A 16,829-nucleotide genomic window follows, 5' to 3' on the forward strand; every position below is an offset into this window, starting at 1 on the left:
AAGTTTTTTATTTTCTTCTTATTTTATTAATAGGATGCTTTTTGGGGGAGGAAATGTGATTTTATAGAAATATTGTTGACTTGGATTGTAATTTTGTGAATTCCAGGCAAGCTTATAGCCAAATCATAAGTTGACTTGAATTATGATACATAAAATCCAGGTCAAAGACAAGTTTATTTAACTTACACTAATTGACCTGGATTTTAAAACCTGCTATCTATACTATCCCCTGATCTGTCCGTTTCCGAAGATAATATACTTTGTTGTTGTCAATGCTTCGAGTCCCATCGGGCCTCTTGCATGAAGCTTCTGTGTGCTGATTCCGATCTCTGCACCGAATCCGAATTCGAATCCATCTGTAAATCTTGTTGATGCATTTACATAAACCGCTGCCGCATCGATCTCATCCTGGAATCTCAATGCATTGTCGTAATCCTTTGTAATAATGGATTCAGAATGTCCTGTATTGTATGTATTGATATGTGTGATTGCCTCATCGATGGAATCAACAATCTTTACAGAAATAATTGCATCCAGGTACTCTGTTCCCCAGTCTTCTTCTGTTGCCGGAATAATCTCTGAACTGATTGCCTGTGCTCTCTCATCTCCACGTATCTCTACACCATGTTCCTTCAGTCTTGTTACAATCTTCGGCAAAGCTGCATCTGCTATCTTGGAATGAATCACAAGTGATTCACATGCATTACACACACCAAGGCGCTGTGTCTTTGCATTTTCAATAATATCTGTTGCCATCTTAATGTCTGCTGTCTCATCAACATATACATGACAATTTCCGGTTCCTGTCTCAATTACCGGAACCGTACTGTTTGCGACAACATTTGCAATGAGTCCCGCTCCGCCTCTTGGGATCAGGACGTCGATCCAGCCATGCATCTTCATCATCTCATTTACAACTTCTCTGCTTGTATCTTCCACAAGAAGGATGAGATCCTGAGATAACTTCTCTTTGCGGAGTCCTTCCTTGATTACACGGGTAATTGCCCGATTGGAATGGATCGCATCACTTCCTCCGCGAAGAATTACCGCATTTCCAGTCTTGAAGCAAAGTCCGAATGCATCTGCTGTCACATTCGGTCTGGATTCATAGATAATTCCGACAACGCCAAGCGGTACGCGTTTCTTTCCGATACGAAGCCCGTTCGGTCTTGTCTTCATGCCAAGCACTTCTCCGATGGGATCATCAAGTGCTGCAATCTGACGCAGACCTTCTGCCATGTCTTCAATTCGCTGTTCCGTCAGTGCCAATCGATCAATCAAAGACTGCTTCACGCCTTTCGCTTTCGCAGCTTCAATATCCTTTGCATTCTCCTGTAAAATCAATTCTCTCTCTTCTACAAGTTCATTCGCTACTGCGAGAAGCCCTCTGTTCTTTGCCTTCGTTCCAAGCTTTGCTGCCTCACGGGATGCACTCTTTGCAAGTCTTCCAAGCATCTGCATATATGTCTCCATTTTATTGCTCCTTTCATCAGCCTGCCGTTAAATATCTCTATCAGTTTCCATTCAGGAATGCCTCGGCATTTCTGCAATCCTGCCAGAGGCTATGTCGAGAGTATACCACACACCTTTTCTTTTTTCTATATTATATCAGTATTTTGCTTTATCTTTTTCACGTATTAACGTATTAGTGCATTTCTGTGAAAACAAACATCAGATGTTTATTCCGATGTTTGTTTTCTTATTCTATAATATTTTTCATCCAGATATCTCTTAAGAATCCGCCATATTTTTCCTTCGTAAGCATCTTCTGATACCCCTGTTTCATGACATTTGATCTGCTGAAAACATTTTCCGGATGCACCGTACAAAGCAGGTAGCGATATCCCATCTGTCTCAAATCACCTTCCGCGTGCTGCATCATTTTATATTGTAAATAGTGCCCTCGAAACTCTGGTAATACAGCCGCCGTATCCATCATAGCACAAAGCTTCAGTTTCTCTTCCTCCATTCCAAGATCATATCCCAGATTATCCGGGTGAGCGCCCGGTAAAATTACGAAAAACATAGCTCCCGCCTTGCCCTCTTCATCAACAGCAAGATATAAAAGACCTCGTTCCTTCTTCATCCAGAAATCAAATTCTTCATACGTTTCTGCAACAAACCATTCCGGAACGTTCATCCCCTGGTCTACCTTATTCACAATTTCGTACGCTTCTCGTAAGCGCTCTCTTCCAACGCGAATTATCTTTATCATCAATAAATCTTCCTATTTTGTAATCACTTCTGTTCATTTATGTCTAATGCTTATACACTAAAATTATTTTTACAGTTCTTGTAGTCCTGCAAAAAACAATTCATAAGGGTCATCCTCTCCTGTAAGCACCGGTGAATTCTCTCCGCCACCATTCGTACTGCGCTTCATTGCGGCATAAAATTCATCTCCCGCCTGCACAATATCCATCGGATAAAGTTCATAACCCGTCTCACGACATACAGAGCAGAATCCTCCAAGAGGATCTTCTGCATCCCTTGTCTTTATGAACTGTTCTCTTAATTTATCATCATGTCTTGCTTTGCGCTGTAATTCATCTAAAGCTTCTACTGCGTTCATCTCTTTCTCCTCATTCTGCTCTGTTTTTCGTGGTATTTGTTTCAGCCTCACTTCCAATATGTGTTTAAGTATTCCTCTGTTTGCTCCTCTGTTAATTTATACTCTTTCCGAACATTATTAAACGTCTCTATTCTAGAAGCATTCAAATTTTGACACGTTCTAATAGTTGCTGCTATTCCTTGCTGAATTCCATCTTTCACTCCATCATCATACATTTCCTGTATTGCCTTACACATATCTACCATCTCCTCCTTCTGCTCTGTTTCACTTGGTATTTGTTTCATGTTCAAAAATGCTTTCATCGCCTGACTTGTTTCATAATCAACATTCTGAAAAAACTTTTTATTTTCATCAATATAGTGTTTCAGTTCTTCCTTACTGTCCCTATATCTTAGCATAGTTAATATCACTTGTAAATCATCCGAAAATTTTTCAACATCTTCCAATCGTTCTGCGTCTACAAGATTGATTTTATAATTGGGAAGATATTTCTCCAAAATTTCTTTCTCTTCTTTCGTTCCTTCCAACCGAAACATATCATACAGATCAACAGGTCCATCCCACGGTTCTGAACCATAATAAAAGACTAATGAAATAATCGGTATCAATCGATCTTTTTTTCGAAATCGCGACAGATATTCTCCTGCGGTAAGATGCTCTAACGACTGACCTGCTTTTTTATTCTGCTTTCGTCGGTCATTAAAGTTTTTCCAATTATTCCGAATCTGTGTTTCGTAATCCATTCCATCATAAAGCATTACCTTGTGCGGCATTGCATAATGAACCTTATCCTGTGATTCATTTGCAAGTAACACAAGTGTAGCCTGATTTCGCCATTTCATAATGATATCGCGGTATTTTTTCATGTTTTTTGTTTTCCCGGTCCGATTTTTCACACTAACAGATGAAACAGGATTCACTTCTTCCAAATCCTCTGGCAATATCACCTGCCTTCCACCATAAATCACACCATTAAATAAATTCGCAAATCTTTTCTTCTCACTTAGCCAGATATTCACATTAACATCTGCTTTTCCCATAGACGCTTCCTCCTGGTTTCTTATTCTTTTGTTATTTTGTAACTCATCAAAATGGAATCTCCTGCTGATACAGCCTTGAATATGAGATAAAGTTATCCTTTCGATAACACATTCAGACAAATGAAATATAGAAAATATACGTCTGAGATTTTGATGTGGATTTACTATAGCAGAATAAAATAACAATGTCAACGTAAAAAAGCTATCAACGACGATATTCAACTCCATTCGTTGTTATCGTAGTTGATAGCTTCCTTATTTCACTTCATTCTTCCCCGACTCCAAGTCTAACGCCCAGAAATTCCTCTGTAAATTTTCTCCGCTGTCATCGGCAGTTCTCTAATGATCACTCCTGTCGCGTTCTGGATTGCATTGCTGATTGCCGGTGACGGTGTATTGATTACGATTTCTCCGATAGACTTCGCTCCGAACGGTCCTGTCGGCTCGTAGCTGCTCTCGAACTCAACACGGATTGTTCCGACATCAAGACGAGTCGGGATCTTATACTGCATCAGGGAATTGCTGAAGTTCTTTCCCTTTTCGTTATATACAACATCTTCATACAGTGCCATACCGATTCCCTGTGCGATTCCGCCTTCCACCTGTACACGCGCAAGGTTCGGATTTATAACTGTTCCGCAGTCTACGACTGCTACGTAATCGATCAGTTCAAGTACACCTGTCTCTTTGTCGATCTCAACTTCTGCCATACCAACCATGAATGGCGGTGGAGATACCGGTGAGGAAAATGCTTCACTTGCGGAAAGTGGTGCGTTACTGAAACACATTACATTATTTCCAATCTGACTTCTTGAAATCTGCTTTCCTGTTGCCAGCTCTGTTACATATTCTCCATCGAAATCTACATCTTCCGGCTTGCATCCGAGATACTCTGCTCCACGCTCGCAGATTTTCTTGCGAAGGGATTCACAAGTCTTAACAACTGCCTGTCCTGTTACATAAGTTGTACTGGATGCGTATGAACCACAGTCGTATGGAGAGATATCTGTATCTACTCCGAATACAACAACTTCTTCCGGTTTACATTCAAGACACTCTGCTGCCATCTGGGCAAGGATCGTATCGCATCCTGTTCCCATATCAGTAGCTCCAATGATCAGACTGTAGAATCCGTCATCATTTACTTTGATTTCAACCGCACCTGTATCTACTGCTGAGATTCCAGATCCCTGCATGGACATTGCAACTCCGACGCTGCGTACTTTTCCATTTCCCATATCACGGTATGGATACTTTTCATCCCAGTTGATCATTTCTTTTGCTCTGGCAAGACATCTGTCGAGTGTACAGCTGTTTGTAACTTCGCCATAATAAGCCGGCATCTTATCGCCCTGGCGTACCATGTTCTTCTCACGAAGCACTGTCGGGTCCATTCCGAGAACTTCTGCAAGTTCATTTACAGCTGATTCTACAGCGAACTGTCCCTGTGTTGCTCCGTATCCACGGTAAGCTCCTGCTGACATAACATTTGTATAAACGACATCATATGTAAAGCGAAATGCTTCTGTCTTTCCATAAAGTGGAATGGATTTGTGACCGGAAAGACCTACGGTTGTCGGTCCGTGCTCACCAAATGCTCCAGTGTTGGAAAGTGTATAGAGATCGATTGCTTTAATATTTCCTTCTTTATCCGCTCCCAGACGTACATGAAGTTCCATCTCATGACGCGGTGAAGAAGCGATCAAAGACTCTTCTCTTGTGTAAATGATCTTCGCCGGTTTTCCTGTCTTCCATGTGACAAGTGCCGGATAAACTTCGGAAACTACAGTCTGCTTCGCACCGAATCCTCCACCGATTCTCGGCTTGATCACACGTACTTTGCTCTTCGGAATATCGAGTGCATGAGCAAGGATTCTTCTTGCATGGAACGGAACCTGTGTAGATGAAACGACATTTAATCTTCCGTATGCATCTAAATATGTATAAGTACGGAAAGTCTCCATCATCGCCTGCTGGTTCGCCTTTGTATGATAAACGCGATCGATCACGTGATCACATTTTGCAAGAACTGCTTCTACGTCTCCATCTCCACATACATCATGTGCACAGAGATTTCTCTTGTTGTCTGCGCCAACCGGGCAGAGGCTTCTCCAGTTATCTTCCGGATGCACAAGGATTGGATTATCCTTTGCTGTACGGAAATCAAGTACCGGTTCAAGAACCTCATACTGGATCTTCACAAGCTTCATCGCTTTCTTAACTGCTTCCTCTGAAGTTCCTGCCACGATTGCAGCTGCATCTCCAACGAAACGTACTCTCTGGTCAAGGATCAGACGGTCATACGGACTTGGTTCCGGATAGGTCTGACCAGCCATTGTAAATCTCTTATCCGGACAATCTTTATATGTAAGAACACATTCGATTCCAGGTACAGCCTCAGCACGTGCTGTGTTAATATCCTTAATTAATGCGTGTGCATATGGACTTCTGATCACTTTAACAATCAGACAGTCTGACGGTGCAAGGTCATTTGTATAAACACTTTTTCCTGTAACAAGTGCAGCAGCATCTTTCTTTACGACAGGACGGTTTACAATCTTCAGGGATTCTATAGCTTCTCCTTTTTCCTGATTGCTGTGGACAAATTCCGGTTTCTCAGGAATCAGATTCTGAACTTTATCTATTCTTTCCATTCTTACTCCTCCCCGCCCATTTTCTTTACTGTAATGTTAACTGCTGTATTTCTGACTTCCATATATTTCTGGATTGCACGAAGCTGTCCCATGTATCCTGTACAGCGGCACAGATTTCCTGCCAGATATTCTTTAATTTCTTCTATAGAAGGGCTCTTCAATTCACGGAACATTGCGAGCACGTTCATAATGAATCCAGGGGAACAGAATCCACACTGCTCTGCACCTTCCTGTGCAAGAAATGAGCCGAATTCTGCTGCTTCTTTCTCCACACCCTCAAGTGTTGTCACTTCATGTCCGTCAATGCTTGCTGCAAGAACAGAACATGACAGGCGGGATTTTCCGTCGATCCATACTGTACACAAACCACAGTTTGTTGTCTCGCATCCACATTTCACACTCTTACATCCAAGATCACGCAGAAGATTCAACAGGACTGTATCTGCAGCGATCTCTGTACTTACTTTCTTTCCATTCAGGGTAAACTGTACTTCCATCCTATTTCTCCTCCGCATTATATTCATCTAAAATTGAGCGCATCTCTCTGCGAAGCAGAACCTCCGCAAGGTGCTGTCTGTACTCCGCACTTCCGCGCATGTTGCTTCCATAAGTAAATTCTGCTGCCACACGTTTTGCATACTCTGTGAGCTGCTCGTCTGTAGCATCTTTCGGGATCTCCCACTGCTTTTCAAGCAATGCCGCTTTCATCGGTCTTGCTCCTACCGAAAAGAACCAGGACTCCTGACCTCTGTAAATTCCTGTTACGACAGAACATGTCAGTACCGGGAAATCTGTCTTTGTCTGACGAATTGATTCGTAACGGAATTTTCTCTTGCTCTTTCTGACAATCACAGATACAAGAATATCCTTATCTGCTTTTCTGTTTACAAACTCAGAAAGTCGAACAGTTCCTCCATTATATAATTCCACAAATGTATCCAGTGCCAGTAATGCAGTCAGCACATCAGAAAATCCGTATCTTCCATAGATACTGCCTCCAACTGTTGCCTGATTTCTAAACTGAACTCCAACAATATGACGAAGGCTTTCTGCAATTCCGTCCCCATAGAATTTTCTCAGCCCCTCATGCTCTTCCAGCTGGCGCAGTGTACACATTGCTCCAATGCGGAATACATGGTCTGTCTCCTCAATCTCATTCAAACCAAGTTCCGACATATCAATGATTGTCTTCACTCTTGCATTTCCTAATCTCATCCACATCATGCCGCCCATGATACGACTGTTTCTTGCCTGATTCAGCTCGTAAGCCTCCTCCAGTGTCTTAACTTTCACGTAATTACCGATTGTTAACACAGTAGGTCTCCTTCCTATCCACATACCTTTTCCAAGAATCGCGGTTCTCATCCTCGCAATTTTCTCTTGTTATCTTATGTCGTTTCTTGCGATTGTTTTTCAAAAAACAAACATACAAGCATAAAAAAAGTGCAAATGAAACAGCTTTGTCATTCACACATCTAGCGAATTAATGATATCATATATATAAGAAAAAAGTCAAAAAATCGGTTATACTTTATTATAATCAATTTTTATAAGGTGTACTTATAACCCGGGTACTATAAATAAGAAAGAAATCCAGAAACCATGTTGACATCATTGTACCCTCGGTGTTATTATTTGCTTAAACACGGAAACGTAGATAGAGGTTGCATTTTTCATAAGTAAGGTGACGGATGTGTCAGGAACAGAAGAACTCATCGGAAAGGGAAAGATGCCGAAAGGGTAAGAATCCTGAGTTCTTGTTCTTGGGCATGACGTGAATAGCGGCATGACTGTCATCGCAAGATGGAGAGCTATCTGAATTATACATAATGTATATTTGGGGACGGCGCATCTTGCCGTTTCTTTTATGTTTATTTACAGTTTACGCATTCTTGCATAGATGTATATTAAACAGTTACTGCTCATGGCTATTATAATTATCGTTCACAAGGAACTTATGCGCAATAACCTGCTATGACCAGTAATACTTTGTTTCACCATGTTGAAGGAGGATAAAAAGAATGGCAATTTTTAAAGGCGCAGGTGTAGCGATCGTTACTCCGATGAAAGAGAATCTTGAGGTCAATTATGACAAATTAGATGAGATGTTAGAGGAGCAGATTGCAGGCGGAACAGATGCGATCGTCATCTGTGGAACAACAGGTGAATCCGCTACTATGACAGAGGAAGAACATGCAGCAACAACCCGTTTTGCAATTGAGCGTGTGAACCACCGTATCCCGGTCATCGCCGGAACAGGTTCTAATTGTACAAGAACAGCGATCCAGTTGTCCAAAGAAGCTCAGGAAGATGGAGCTGACGGACTTCTGCTCGTTACACCATATTATAATAAAGCAACACAGAACGGACTGATTGCTCATTACACAGCTATTTGTAATGAAGTAAATATTCCGGCGATTCTGTACAATGTACCAAGCCGTACAGGATGTGGACTTCAGCCACAGACAGTTGCAACACTTGTGAAAGATGTTGAGAACATCGTAGGTATTAAAGAAGCATCTGGAAATATCAGCACAGTTGCACAGATCATGCATCTTTGTGATGGCAACGTTGATCTTTACTCAGGAAATGATGATCAGGTTGTACCGCTTCTCGCACTTGGCGGAATCGGAGTTATCTCCGTTCTCTCCAACGTAGCTCCGGCTTACGTGCATGACATGTGCTACAAATTCTTCTCAGGAGATATCGCAGGTAGCCGCAAGATGCAGTTAGATGCACTTCCACTGGTTGATGCTCTCTTCTGTGAAGTGAACCCGATCCCGGTTAAGGCTGCTCTTAACATGATGGGAAAAGAAGTTGGAACTCTTAGAGCACCTCTGACAGAGATGGAAGATGCACATAAAGAAGTTCTGAAAAAAGCAATGATGGATCTTGGAATTCTGTAAGAGAACAAAGAAAGGAAGAAGTGATTTTGAGGTCGCTTCTTCCTTTTTTATAATTGCCTGATCCGGCGTTTCTCTTGGTATTAACATCACATCATATCGCCCGTAACCGCTTTCTCTGTTGGACTTTACTTCATAACGATCTCTTAATTCTACCAAAAGTCCCAGAACGAATCCATGATAGAAACGCTCCGGCTGACTTTTTCCTGACGTATGTCTTCCTGTATCAAAACTGCTGAATGTAGCTAGTGCAACTTCATTCATATAAGTATTCATCTCTTTCACATTCCCCCAAAGCATCGCTTTGATAAATGCGTTATAATTTGATTCAGAATTAGAGAACCATCCTTGAAACATTTCTTGAATTTTCTTTATTTTTTTCTTGACATTCATCACTCCATAAGGTATACTTAACAAGTCGCTTGAGTTAAGCGACAACTGAATAGGGGATTGGTCAAATGGTATGATAGGGGTCTCCAAAACCTTTGGTGGGAGTTCGATTCTCTCATCCCCTGTATTAAAAAGCCTTAGAAACCGCGTAAAATCGCTGTTTTAAGGCTTTTTCTTTTTTTCCAAAAAGCAAAGGTAATCAAAAAGGTAATCAACCGCATGTTCGAAACATCTGAAGAAGGAGGAAATCTTGCACAAATGCGTCTCATATGGTACCAAAAAGACCTACTTTGCTAAAAATTTAATTATTTTAAATGATATTTTAAAGATACAAATAAAAAGAAATGCCTTAGCAGATTAATTCATATTCACATAAACATGAAGAATACTGTTAGGGCATTTCTTTTTTATCCAGATATTAACACAAGGGTATCAAAATACAATAAAACAAAGTTGATTGATCTATTCTTAAAAATAGCCACTTTCCCTCAAAACATCTATAATTCTCTTTTCCTCTATTAAGTAGATACCTTATATGAGTCTTATACAACTAATAACAAGAAATAATTGAAGAATATCCAACTCTTTAAAAAAGAGGATTTTTATTGAACATGCTAGATTTTAGATTAGAGTTATAAAATATTATTATCTTTATCATTTTTAATAATCTTGTAAGCTTCCAAAATTCCTTGCTTTACTGCAGATTTAATAATAAATACTAGTAACGGAATTATAAAAAAAATAATGATTAAAGCAATAAATAGTATCATTTGTAAATCCATAGAAAACTCCATTTCTAATAACTATAGTAAGTGTTTCAAATTTATCAGATTTATTCTAGTATAACATACTATTAATGAATGTAAAGAAAAATATTCCTAAGAACAACCTTTAATGGTCATAGTACCGTTAGTTCTTTTTCCTGCTTTTTGATGTCGTTCTCTTTTCAAAATAATATTCCCCTTTCCGTCATGACTACTCTGCAGATATAACGGAAAGCTGCGTCTACTCAAGTAGTAAGCCATTAAAAATCTGTTGATTGATACAAGTTCGAGGGAATGGGGAGCGAAATCCCCATCAAGATTGCCAGGTATCCTGATTTCCAAAAGGAAATTAGAGTTACTCAAGGGCGCATCTTGCCCTTGTTTAATAAAAGATTCGTTATGCTTTGCAGTAAATCAATGTTTTAAGTTTTCTCCAATTTGGAGAATAACCTGTGCCTAAGTGTCTAAAGTATGATATCATGTAAGTAACAAATTAGAAGTTACAAGGAAGGAATTATGAAATTTATGCAAACAGAGAAAAAACAGCTTTTGATCTATGTGATTATAGCATACGGTATCACATATGTAATGGGACTTCTGATGTGGTATGGCTATGGAAAAGGTCTTGATCTCAGCGCTTTTCCAAATGCGCAGATGCTGTATCCAGCAGCAGGTGTGATGATGGCTTATTTAATTACCAAAAAAGGAGATAAAAATCTTCCAACGGCTTTTTACATATTCTTTGTAGCTCTCACGGCGGTGCTGGTTGTCTGCACGGCGGCTTCTGTTCTGGCTCCCCAAAATAGAGATCTGATGAGCATGCCATATTCTCAGTGGGCACCGATCATGGAGTACGTTATAATAGGTGGCAGCGTTATTTTCTGGATTCTTCTTCTGCAATCCGGTAAAGAAAAGCGCAGATCCTATGGACTGAACAGCGAACATTGGAATATATCTATTCGTATGATCCTGTTGTTTATTGGATTATATCTTCTCAGATTTGTGATTGCCTGTGCTCTGAGCGGCCAGCTTTCTGAATTTGGCAAAATAATGGCAAATCCTACTACCTGGATCATATTTTTTACTGTTTTGGTAAACTTTTTCCTGTCAGTAGTGGCATTCTTTGGAGAAGAATACGGATGGAGATATTATCTTCAGCCTCTTCTTCAGAAAAAATTTGGACTAAAAGGCGGCGTAATCCTTTTGGGCTGTGTGTGGGCTGTATGGCATCTGCCAATAGACTTCTTCTATTACACTACGCCGGATATGGGGCTGGCGGCTCTGGCAAGCCAGTTTATTACCTGTATTTCACTGGGGATTTTTATGGCATATACTTATATGAAAACCCAGAATATCTGGGTTCCGATAATTATTCATTTTCTGAACAATAATATGGTGGTAGTTTTTTCAGGAACGTACTCTGCGGATGTACTTCAGAATCAGCAAATCCACTGGGGAGATATTCCTGTGGCACTGGTAATGAATCTGCTGATCTTTGGATGGGTGATCTTTCTGAAGTCATTTAAGGAGAAAAAAGCATAATATTGAATTCATTCAAATCATTTAGAACAATTTGCAGGAGTACCGGCATTTTTAGGAATAGTTATTTAAATTTCATGTATTGCAGATTGGATGATATTTGCAAAAATTGAAGTGGCATAACTTATAATAGGTTAATCATAATTGTAATCAAAAATCACTGCCCATTCTGTGGCAAATCATTAAGGGTTGTACCTATAAATAGTGAAGAATATTGTCCACACTGTGGTTGTAAAATAGAACAGGAGCATAAGAAAATTCCAGTTTGATGAGGAGGTGCTTTTCATGAAAAAGAGTATATCAAGGATTATCGGTGTGATAATGTTAATTATAGCTATTGTATTTATAATGTTTGCATTGAACCATCCAGAAAAGAGTTTCCCTTGGAACAATACAATTACTTGGTTACTGTATGGTGTATATTTTCTTGTGACAGTAGTGCTGCTTATTGCTCCGAAGATGAAAAAGTGAAGGCAAAACACAGTGTCTAGACATCGTATCAATGCGAATCCTTTTCTTCACCGCAAAAACCAACAACAAAATGGGTAACCAGAACATTAACCACTAAAAGTGATAGCATTATTCCTGCGATAATAAGAATCGGCCAACGGAATGTGAAATATGACAATTTATTTTCCATATAAATCTTTACCCCAACCAAAGCTGCCATTCCTACAGTAAATAACAATCCCACCACACACATAAAATAATAACTTCCTTCTCCAAAGAGCATTAATTTCATTTGCTTATCGGTCATTCCAATACTTTTCATTACATCAAACTCTTTTCGTCGAGCGTACATCCCAGTGAATACAACGTTACAATAATTGGTCAATCCAGCAATGAATAATATGATACTTACAGCACCTAAGAGAATTCGATTTCCTCGCATATATGTTTCTTTTTGCTGCATCAGGTCTGATTTACAGATAACAAAAACTCCTGCTTCGCCGGTTCCTTCATCCATTGATACTTCTGTCATTTCGGATCGTTTTTTATTTTCCTCGGAGACCAGCTCGCTGATCTGTGTTTTCACATAAGGTTCTTTTTCCGGATTGGCAGTTAATTCCATTGTTAATATCTTTTTCTCAGTTGGTATCTTTTGAAAGCCTTTCTCACTGATAAAATAGTATAAGCTGCCTTCTCCATGCCAGGATTGATTTATTTCCGGGAAATCATCGTTTTGCCGATCCAAATAACCACATAGAGTAAATGTTTCAGATTCTTTTTGAGGGAATTCGTCTTCCTGTTGTTTCTCTTTATTCTCAGAATTACTTTGTTCTTTTCTACGAATCGCATCTTCTCTTGAAAGCAAAGTTTTAAAGTATACCGGTTCGCCAATTGCTTCATCTGCAAGTTTTTGCTGTTCCGGGGACAGCATATGATCATGTATGATCAGCACACCATTTCCTTCTTCCAAAGATTTCAAATCAATATTGAGTTGATTATCCTGAACGTATTTCTTAAGCGACAAGATTTGATTTTCATTTAAAATCTGCACCGTATCCCACCAGAATACTTCCACCATATTGTCATTTGTAAGATTCGAAAGCCCTTCATCATAAGGACGGATGCCCTTTCTGGACATAACTGTAGTTACATAAGCTCCTTCGATCAGATTAGAATTCTCCCAATCGATACCATCTATCTTGTGTAATTTTTTCTCCAACTCTTGAGAGATTGGTGAAAATTCATCATAATCGTTATCATACAACAGTTCCACACCATCTCCCTGCGTCAGCAAAGGATCCACATCGATTTCTCTTGTTTTATATTCTTCCCCACACCCCTGGCTTTTCCCAAATTCGCTAAACTCTCCTGCCAGCAAAAAATCAGGACGTTTCTCAAGAAGATGCTTATAATCACATCCATTTGTAAGTACATTCATTAGAACAAAGGATAGGACTCCTAAAAATATGGAAAGACTTGTAATGATAAATCGTGCTTTATGCCGTGTTATATTTCCCCATGCAATATAAAGCATTTCTCCTGTTTCAGAACGTCTGTGCACTATTTTCCCAGAGTGTTTTGTTTTTCTGGCAACTGTATTTTCGTTATAAGCAGCACTCTCAATACAAGACAGCTTCGTTATTTTTCTAATAACGCCTTCCGATGCTATCCACAAAATTCCATTTACAAATACAACAGAAAGCAAAAGAATCCACGGTCTGAAAAAGGAAAGTATTGTATTCCCTCCCATTTCCTGATAAAAATGGAAACCTAATAGTTCCGGTATTAATAAGACTAAAATCAGTGCAGAGATCAAACTTCCCAAGACAGAACCTTTTAACATGAGTGACCTCATTTGTTTCCGGTATATTTTTGTAATCTGTCTTTCTGTGGCTCCGATTGTGTGGAGCAGTCCGAGATTTTGAACATCTTCGCTCATGGATATCCAAAGGACATTGCGTACAAGGAAATATATTCCACACAAAATTCCTATTGTTCCTAATATCACCATCTCATATCCACCTGCGAATTTAGAAACAGCAGTATATTGTGCTGTATCAGAAACGTATATCTTCTGATCTGCACTCTTCATCGGCAATGTCTGATATAATTTTTCCTCTGTTTTACTCCTGTTTAAATGATCACTCTGACTGAAAAGTAAAGTATAAGGACCCTTTTCCAGTTTCAACTCTTTAATTTTGTCATGTGAAATATATCCGATTGCTAATTCATTTCCAGAGTCTGTATACCAGCCACACAATTCGAATTTTTCTTTTGAATGTTCGAACACACCTTTGTATACATCTAAGTTTATTTCCATTCCCTGTTCCGGTTCAGAGATACCAAGTTTTTTCAATGCCCGCTCAGATAATAGAATTTCATCCTTTTTCTGTGGGTAGCTTCCAATCACATTGGTATATGCCGGTCTCAAAAAATCATTCCAGCTTTCTGAGTCAGCCCAGACTATATCACATATCGTTTTTGCATTGTTCTCCGAAACTTCTGTAGCTTCACCTACAAAAATACTTTTTCCAACTTGTTTTATATAATCCAGTTGTTTTAATTTTGCATATTGTTCTTCTGTTCCATCTTCTATTCTCCCCGAAGAAGCAGTTCCATTTTCTCTGATTAATCTTATTTCTTCTGCCTGTATTTTTCCAAAGGAGATTCCGAATACCATGGTAATAGCAACAATACCGATTACGATCGAGCAAAATAGAATCGTATTTCTCACCTTTTTTGTGCCTGCAAAATTTTTAGCCAGAAATCGGATTATGTCTTTATTGTTATTTGGAATGTTCTTGTGAATCATAGTAATCCCTCCTAACAATCGTTACAATCTCTTGTATAGATTTTTCCATCAGACATACGTATTACTCTGTCTGCCATTTGTGCGACCTCTTCTTGATGCGTCACGATCAATGTTGTCTGATGAAATCTTGCAGCACAGGATTTTAGTAATCCTACGACTTCCATACTTGTAACAGAATCCAGATTTCCGGTCGGTTCATCCGTAAACTGTACCCCTATCCCCTTATGCCTTGAAAATAGGGGCTTTAACGGTATGTACATTTGTGTACTGTGTACATTTTCTTTATACGTTAAAAGCAAGCAGATCTTTTCTTTCCAGAAGTCCCCACTTGCTTTTATATATTAATAATACTTATGTCCATTGCTTGCTGCAATACATTTTTGTTTTAATTCTCGGCTTATTTCAAACCTTTCATAATATTCATCTGATTCTGTTTCAAATGCATATTTATATACTTTCACAACTTCTTCGCAATTACTTTGAAATTGACTTTCTTCAACTGTACTATTTCCATCTCCAATCAATCTATTTACAAATCTCTGGTAAGCTTTTAACTCTGGTAATACGCTTGCAACAAAAGCACTTTTCCCCTCTAAAAATTTTTCTTTTCTGGAATATCAATAATATCAAGTAATATAATACATGCTACAAATAGTGATATAAAATATGACTCTGAACTTATGTATGTTCCTGTAGAACTTGGTACTGATTCAATTCGACTCTTGTAAATCAGTTTATCTCGCAAAGATAAGTGATAATAGTCACTCAACTCTTCCGCTAGTTGATGCAACCAATATTTTCTCTCTGTTCGTTGTTCAGAAAATTCTATAGACTGTTTTTGATACCGATCCATTACTGGAAGATTTATATTCACATCAAAAAACTTATTCAAATATCTGGTTGCATCAAATCCACTTCCATAATAATTTGTTATGGTATGTATTAACTGCTCCTTATTAAGAGACACCACGAAAATCACACGCTCATCATCAAAATAGTGTTTGATTCTCTCCAACATTTCTATGGCAAAAGATGGTCTGCAGCGATCCAATTCATCAATAAATATAATCAGTTTCTGCGCTCTTTCTACAATAATGTCATTGAAGATTCCTTTTACTCGTTCCCGGATTTCTTCCTCTGTTTGTACAAGGGATAAAATATCCATACTTTTCCCTTGCAACTTTTCAATTGCGGTGAATGGATTTGCTTTAAACTCACCTAGTGATATAGGTAATGTTGCTACTACCTCTATTAGTTTTTTACTTATCTTTTCGGAATCTATTTTCGTATCATAAACACCCTTGCAAGTTTTTGTCATTACTAGTAGCAGTGACATAAGTGGATCACTATGATTGTCATACATCCATGCATTATAATATATTGGCAAATAAGAATGTTTCAACTCCATTTTAGCTATCATCTCATTGTCCTTCAAATATTTATAAGACGGAAGTTTCTCTATCGAATTTTCTTCATCTGCCCATTGATTTACCAACACAAATTTTAGCACTTCTTCAATCTGTCGGACAAAAAATGTCTTTCCATCTCCCCATTTCGCATCCAAGCTAATGCAAGCACTTTCATCTATAAGTTCTAACCCATCTATAAACTCTTTTATATCTTTATTTCTCTCAAAAGTATTGTTCTTTATGGATGTCCAGATATTTATATCCGTTGCTTCCTGAACATATTTCTTCATATATTG

General features: G+C 38.8%; 14 protein-coding genes, 1 tRNA gene, 2 pseudogenes and 1 riboswitch. Of the genes and pseudogenes, 4 read left to right on the forward strand and 13 right to left on the reverse strand.

What is annotated here, in order from left to right:
* Positions 1-222 precede the first annotated feature (222 nt).
* The 7 genes from LI162_RS00065 to LI162_RS00095 all read right to left on the reverse strand — a co-directional run bounded on the left by LI162_RS00065 (position 223) and on the right by LI162_RS00095 (position 7,580).
* Positions 223-1,473, reverse strand: coding sequence for a glutamate-5-semialdehyde dehydrogenase (locus tag LI162_RS00065; RefSeq protein ID WP_020437003.1), 1,251 nt, complete (start codon positions 1,471-1,473; stop codon positions 223-225).
* Between the two features lie 226 nt (positions 1,474-1,699).
* Entirely contained in the window at positions 1,700-2,215 is a 516-nt protein-coding gene (locus tag LI162_RS00070; RefSeq protein WP_020437002.1) for a GNAT family N-acetyltransferase, read from the reverse strand.
* 69 nt (positions 2,216-2,284) lie between these two features.
* Entirely contained in the window at positions 2,285-2,572 is a 288-nt protein-coding gene (locus LI162_RS00075; RefSeq protein ID WP_020437001.1) for a hypothetical protein, read from the reverse strand.
* A gap of 47 nt (positions 2,573-2,619) precedes the next feature.
* Complete coding sequence (locus tag LI162_RS00080) at positions 2,620-3,612, reverse strand: Rpn family recombination-promoting nuclease/putative transposase (RefSeq protein ID WP_020437000.1); 993 nt, start codon at positions 3,610-3,612, stop codon at positions 2,620-2,622.
* 287 nt (positions 3,613-3,899) lie between these two features.
* Complete coding sequence (locus LI162_RS00085; RefSeq protein ID WP_020436999.1) at positions 3,900-6,266, reverse strand: xanthine dehydrogenase family protein molybdopterin-binding subunit; 2,367 nt, start codon at positions 6,264-6,266, stop codon at positions 3,900-3,902.
* Positions 6,267-6,268: 2 nt separating this feature from the next.
* On the reverse strand, positions 6,269-6,763 hold the full coding sequence (locus LI162_RS00090) for a (2Fe-2S)-binding protein (protein WP_020436998.1): 495 nt from the start codon (positions 6,761-6,763) through the stop codon (positions 6,269-6,271).
* Position 6,764: 1 nt separating this feature from the next.
* A complete protein-coding gene (locus LI162_RS00095) occupies positions 6,765-7,580 on the reverse strand; it encodes an FAD binding domain-containing protein (protein WP_020436997.1) in 816 nt (271 codons plus the stop codon).
* Positions 7,581-7,916: 336 nt separating this feature from the next.
* Positions 7,917-8,088: riboswitch (Lysine riboswitch) on the forward strand.
* Positions 8,089-8,287: 199 nt separating this feature from the next.
* Here LI162_RS00095 and dapA point away from each other — a divergent pair.
* Positions 8,288-9,172 (forward strand): 4-hydroxy-tetrahydrodipicolinate synthase, encoded by an 885-nt coding sequence (gene dapA, locus LI162_RS00100; RefSeq protein WP_020436996.1) that lies wholly within the window; start codon positions 8,288-8,290, stop codon positions 9,170-9,172.
* A gap of 78 nt (positions 9,173-9,250) precedes the next feature.
* Here the strand turns inward: dapA and LI162_RS15850 are convergent.
* Positions 9,251-9,562, reverse strand: a pseudogene (locus LI162_RS15850) (PD-(D/E)XK nuclease domain-containing protein); the annotation flags it as partial.
* Between the two features lie 51 nt (positions 9,563-9,613).
* On the opposite strand from LI162_RS15850, the gene LI162_RS00110 reads away from it, so the two are divergent.
* A tRNA-Trp gene (locus tag LI162_RS00110) sits at positions 9,614-9,684 on the forward strand.
* A gap of 507 nt (positions 9,685-10,191) precedes the next feature.
* On the opposite strand, the gene LI162_RS00115 is transcribed toward LI162_RS00110, so the two are convergent.
* Entirely contained in the window at positions 10,192-10,341 is a 150-nt protein-coding gene (locus LI162_RS00115; protein WP_015528192.1) for a hypothetical protein, read from the reverse strand.
* 498 nt (positions 10,342-10,839) lie between these two features.
* On the opposite strand from LI162_RS00115, the gene LI162_RS00120 reads away from it, so the two are divergent.
* On the forward strand, positions 10,840-11,865 hold the full coding sequence (locus LI162_RS00120; protein ID WP_227155397.1) for a CPBP family intramembrane glutamic endopeptidase: 1,026 nt from the start codon (positions 10,840-10,842) through the stop codon (positions 11,863-11,865).
* Between the two features lie 282 nt (positions 11,866-12,147).
* On the forward strand, positions 12,148-12,333 hold the full coding sequence (locus LI162_RS00125; protein ID WP_015528194.1) for a hypothetical protein: 186 nt from the start codon (positions 12,148-12,150) through the stop codon (positions 12,331-12,333).
* Between the two features lie 28 nt (positions 12,334-12,361).
* Here the strand turns inward: LI162_RS00125 and LI162_RS00130 are convergent, their stop codons facing one another.
* The 4 genes and pseudogenes from LI162_RS00130 to LI162_RS00145 all read right to left on the reverse strand — a co-directional run bounded on the left by LI162_RS00130 (position 12,362) and on the right by LI162_RS00145 (position 16,823).
* Positions 12,362-15,124, reverse strand: coding sequence for an ABC transporter permease (locus LI162_RS00130; protein WP_227155399.1), 2,763 nt, complete (start codon positions 15,122-15,124; stop codon positions 12,362-12,364).
* 11 nt (positions 15,125-15,135) lie between these two features.
* Positions 15,136-15,336, reverse strand: a pseudogene (locus tag LI162_RS00135) (ABC transporter ATP-binding protein); the annotation flags it as partial.
* Between the two features lie 129 nt (positions 15,337-15,465).
* Positions 15,466-15,648 (reverse strand): hypothetical protein, encoded by a 183-nt coding sequence (locus LI162_RS00140; protein ID WP_227155400.1) that lies wholly within the window; start codon positions 15,646-15,648, stop codon positions 15,466-15,468.
* Positions 15,649-15,716: 68 nt separating this feature from the next.
* A complete protein-coding gene (locus LI162_RS00145; RefSeq protein ID WP_227155402.1) occupies positions 15,717-16,823 on the reverse strand; it encodes a KAP family P-loop NTPase fold protein in 1,107 nt (368 codons plus the stop codon).
* Positions 16,824-16,829: the final 6 nt, after the last annotated feature.

The organism is Mediterraneibacter sp. 210702-DFI.3.120 (genome assembly GCF_020561005.1).
In the GTDB taxonomy this organism is placed as follows: Bacteria; Bacillota; Clostridia; order Lachnospirales; family Lachnospiraceae; genus Mediterraneibacter; species Mediterraneibacter faecis.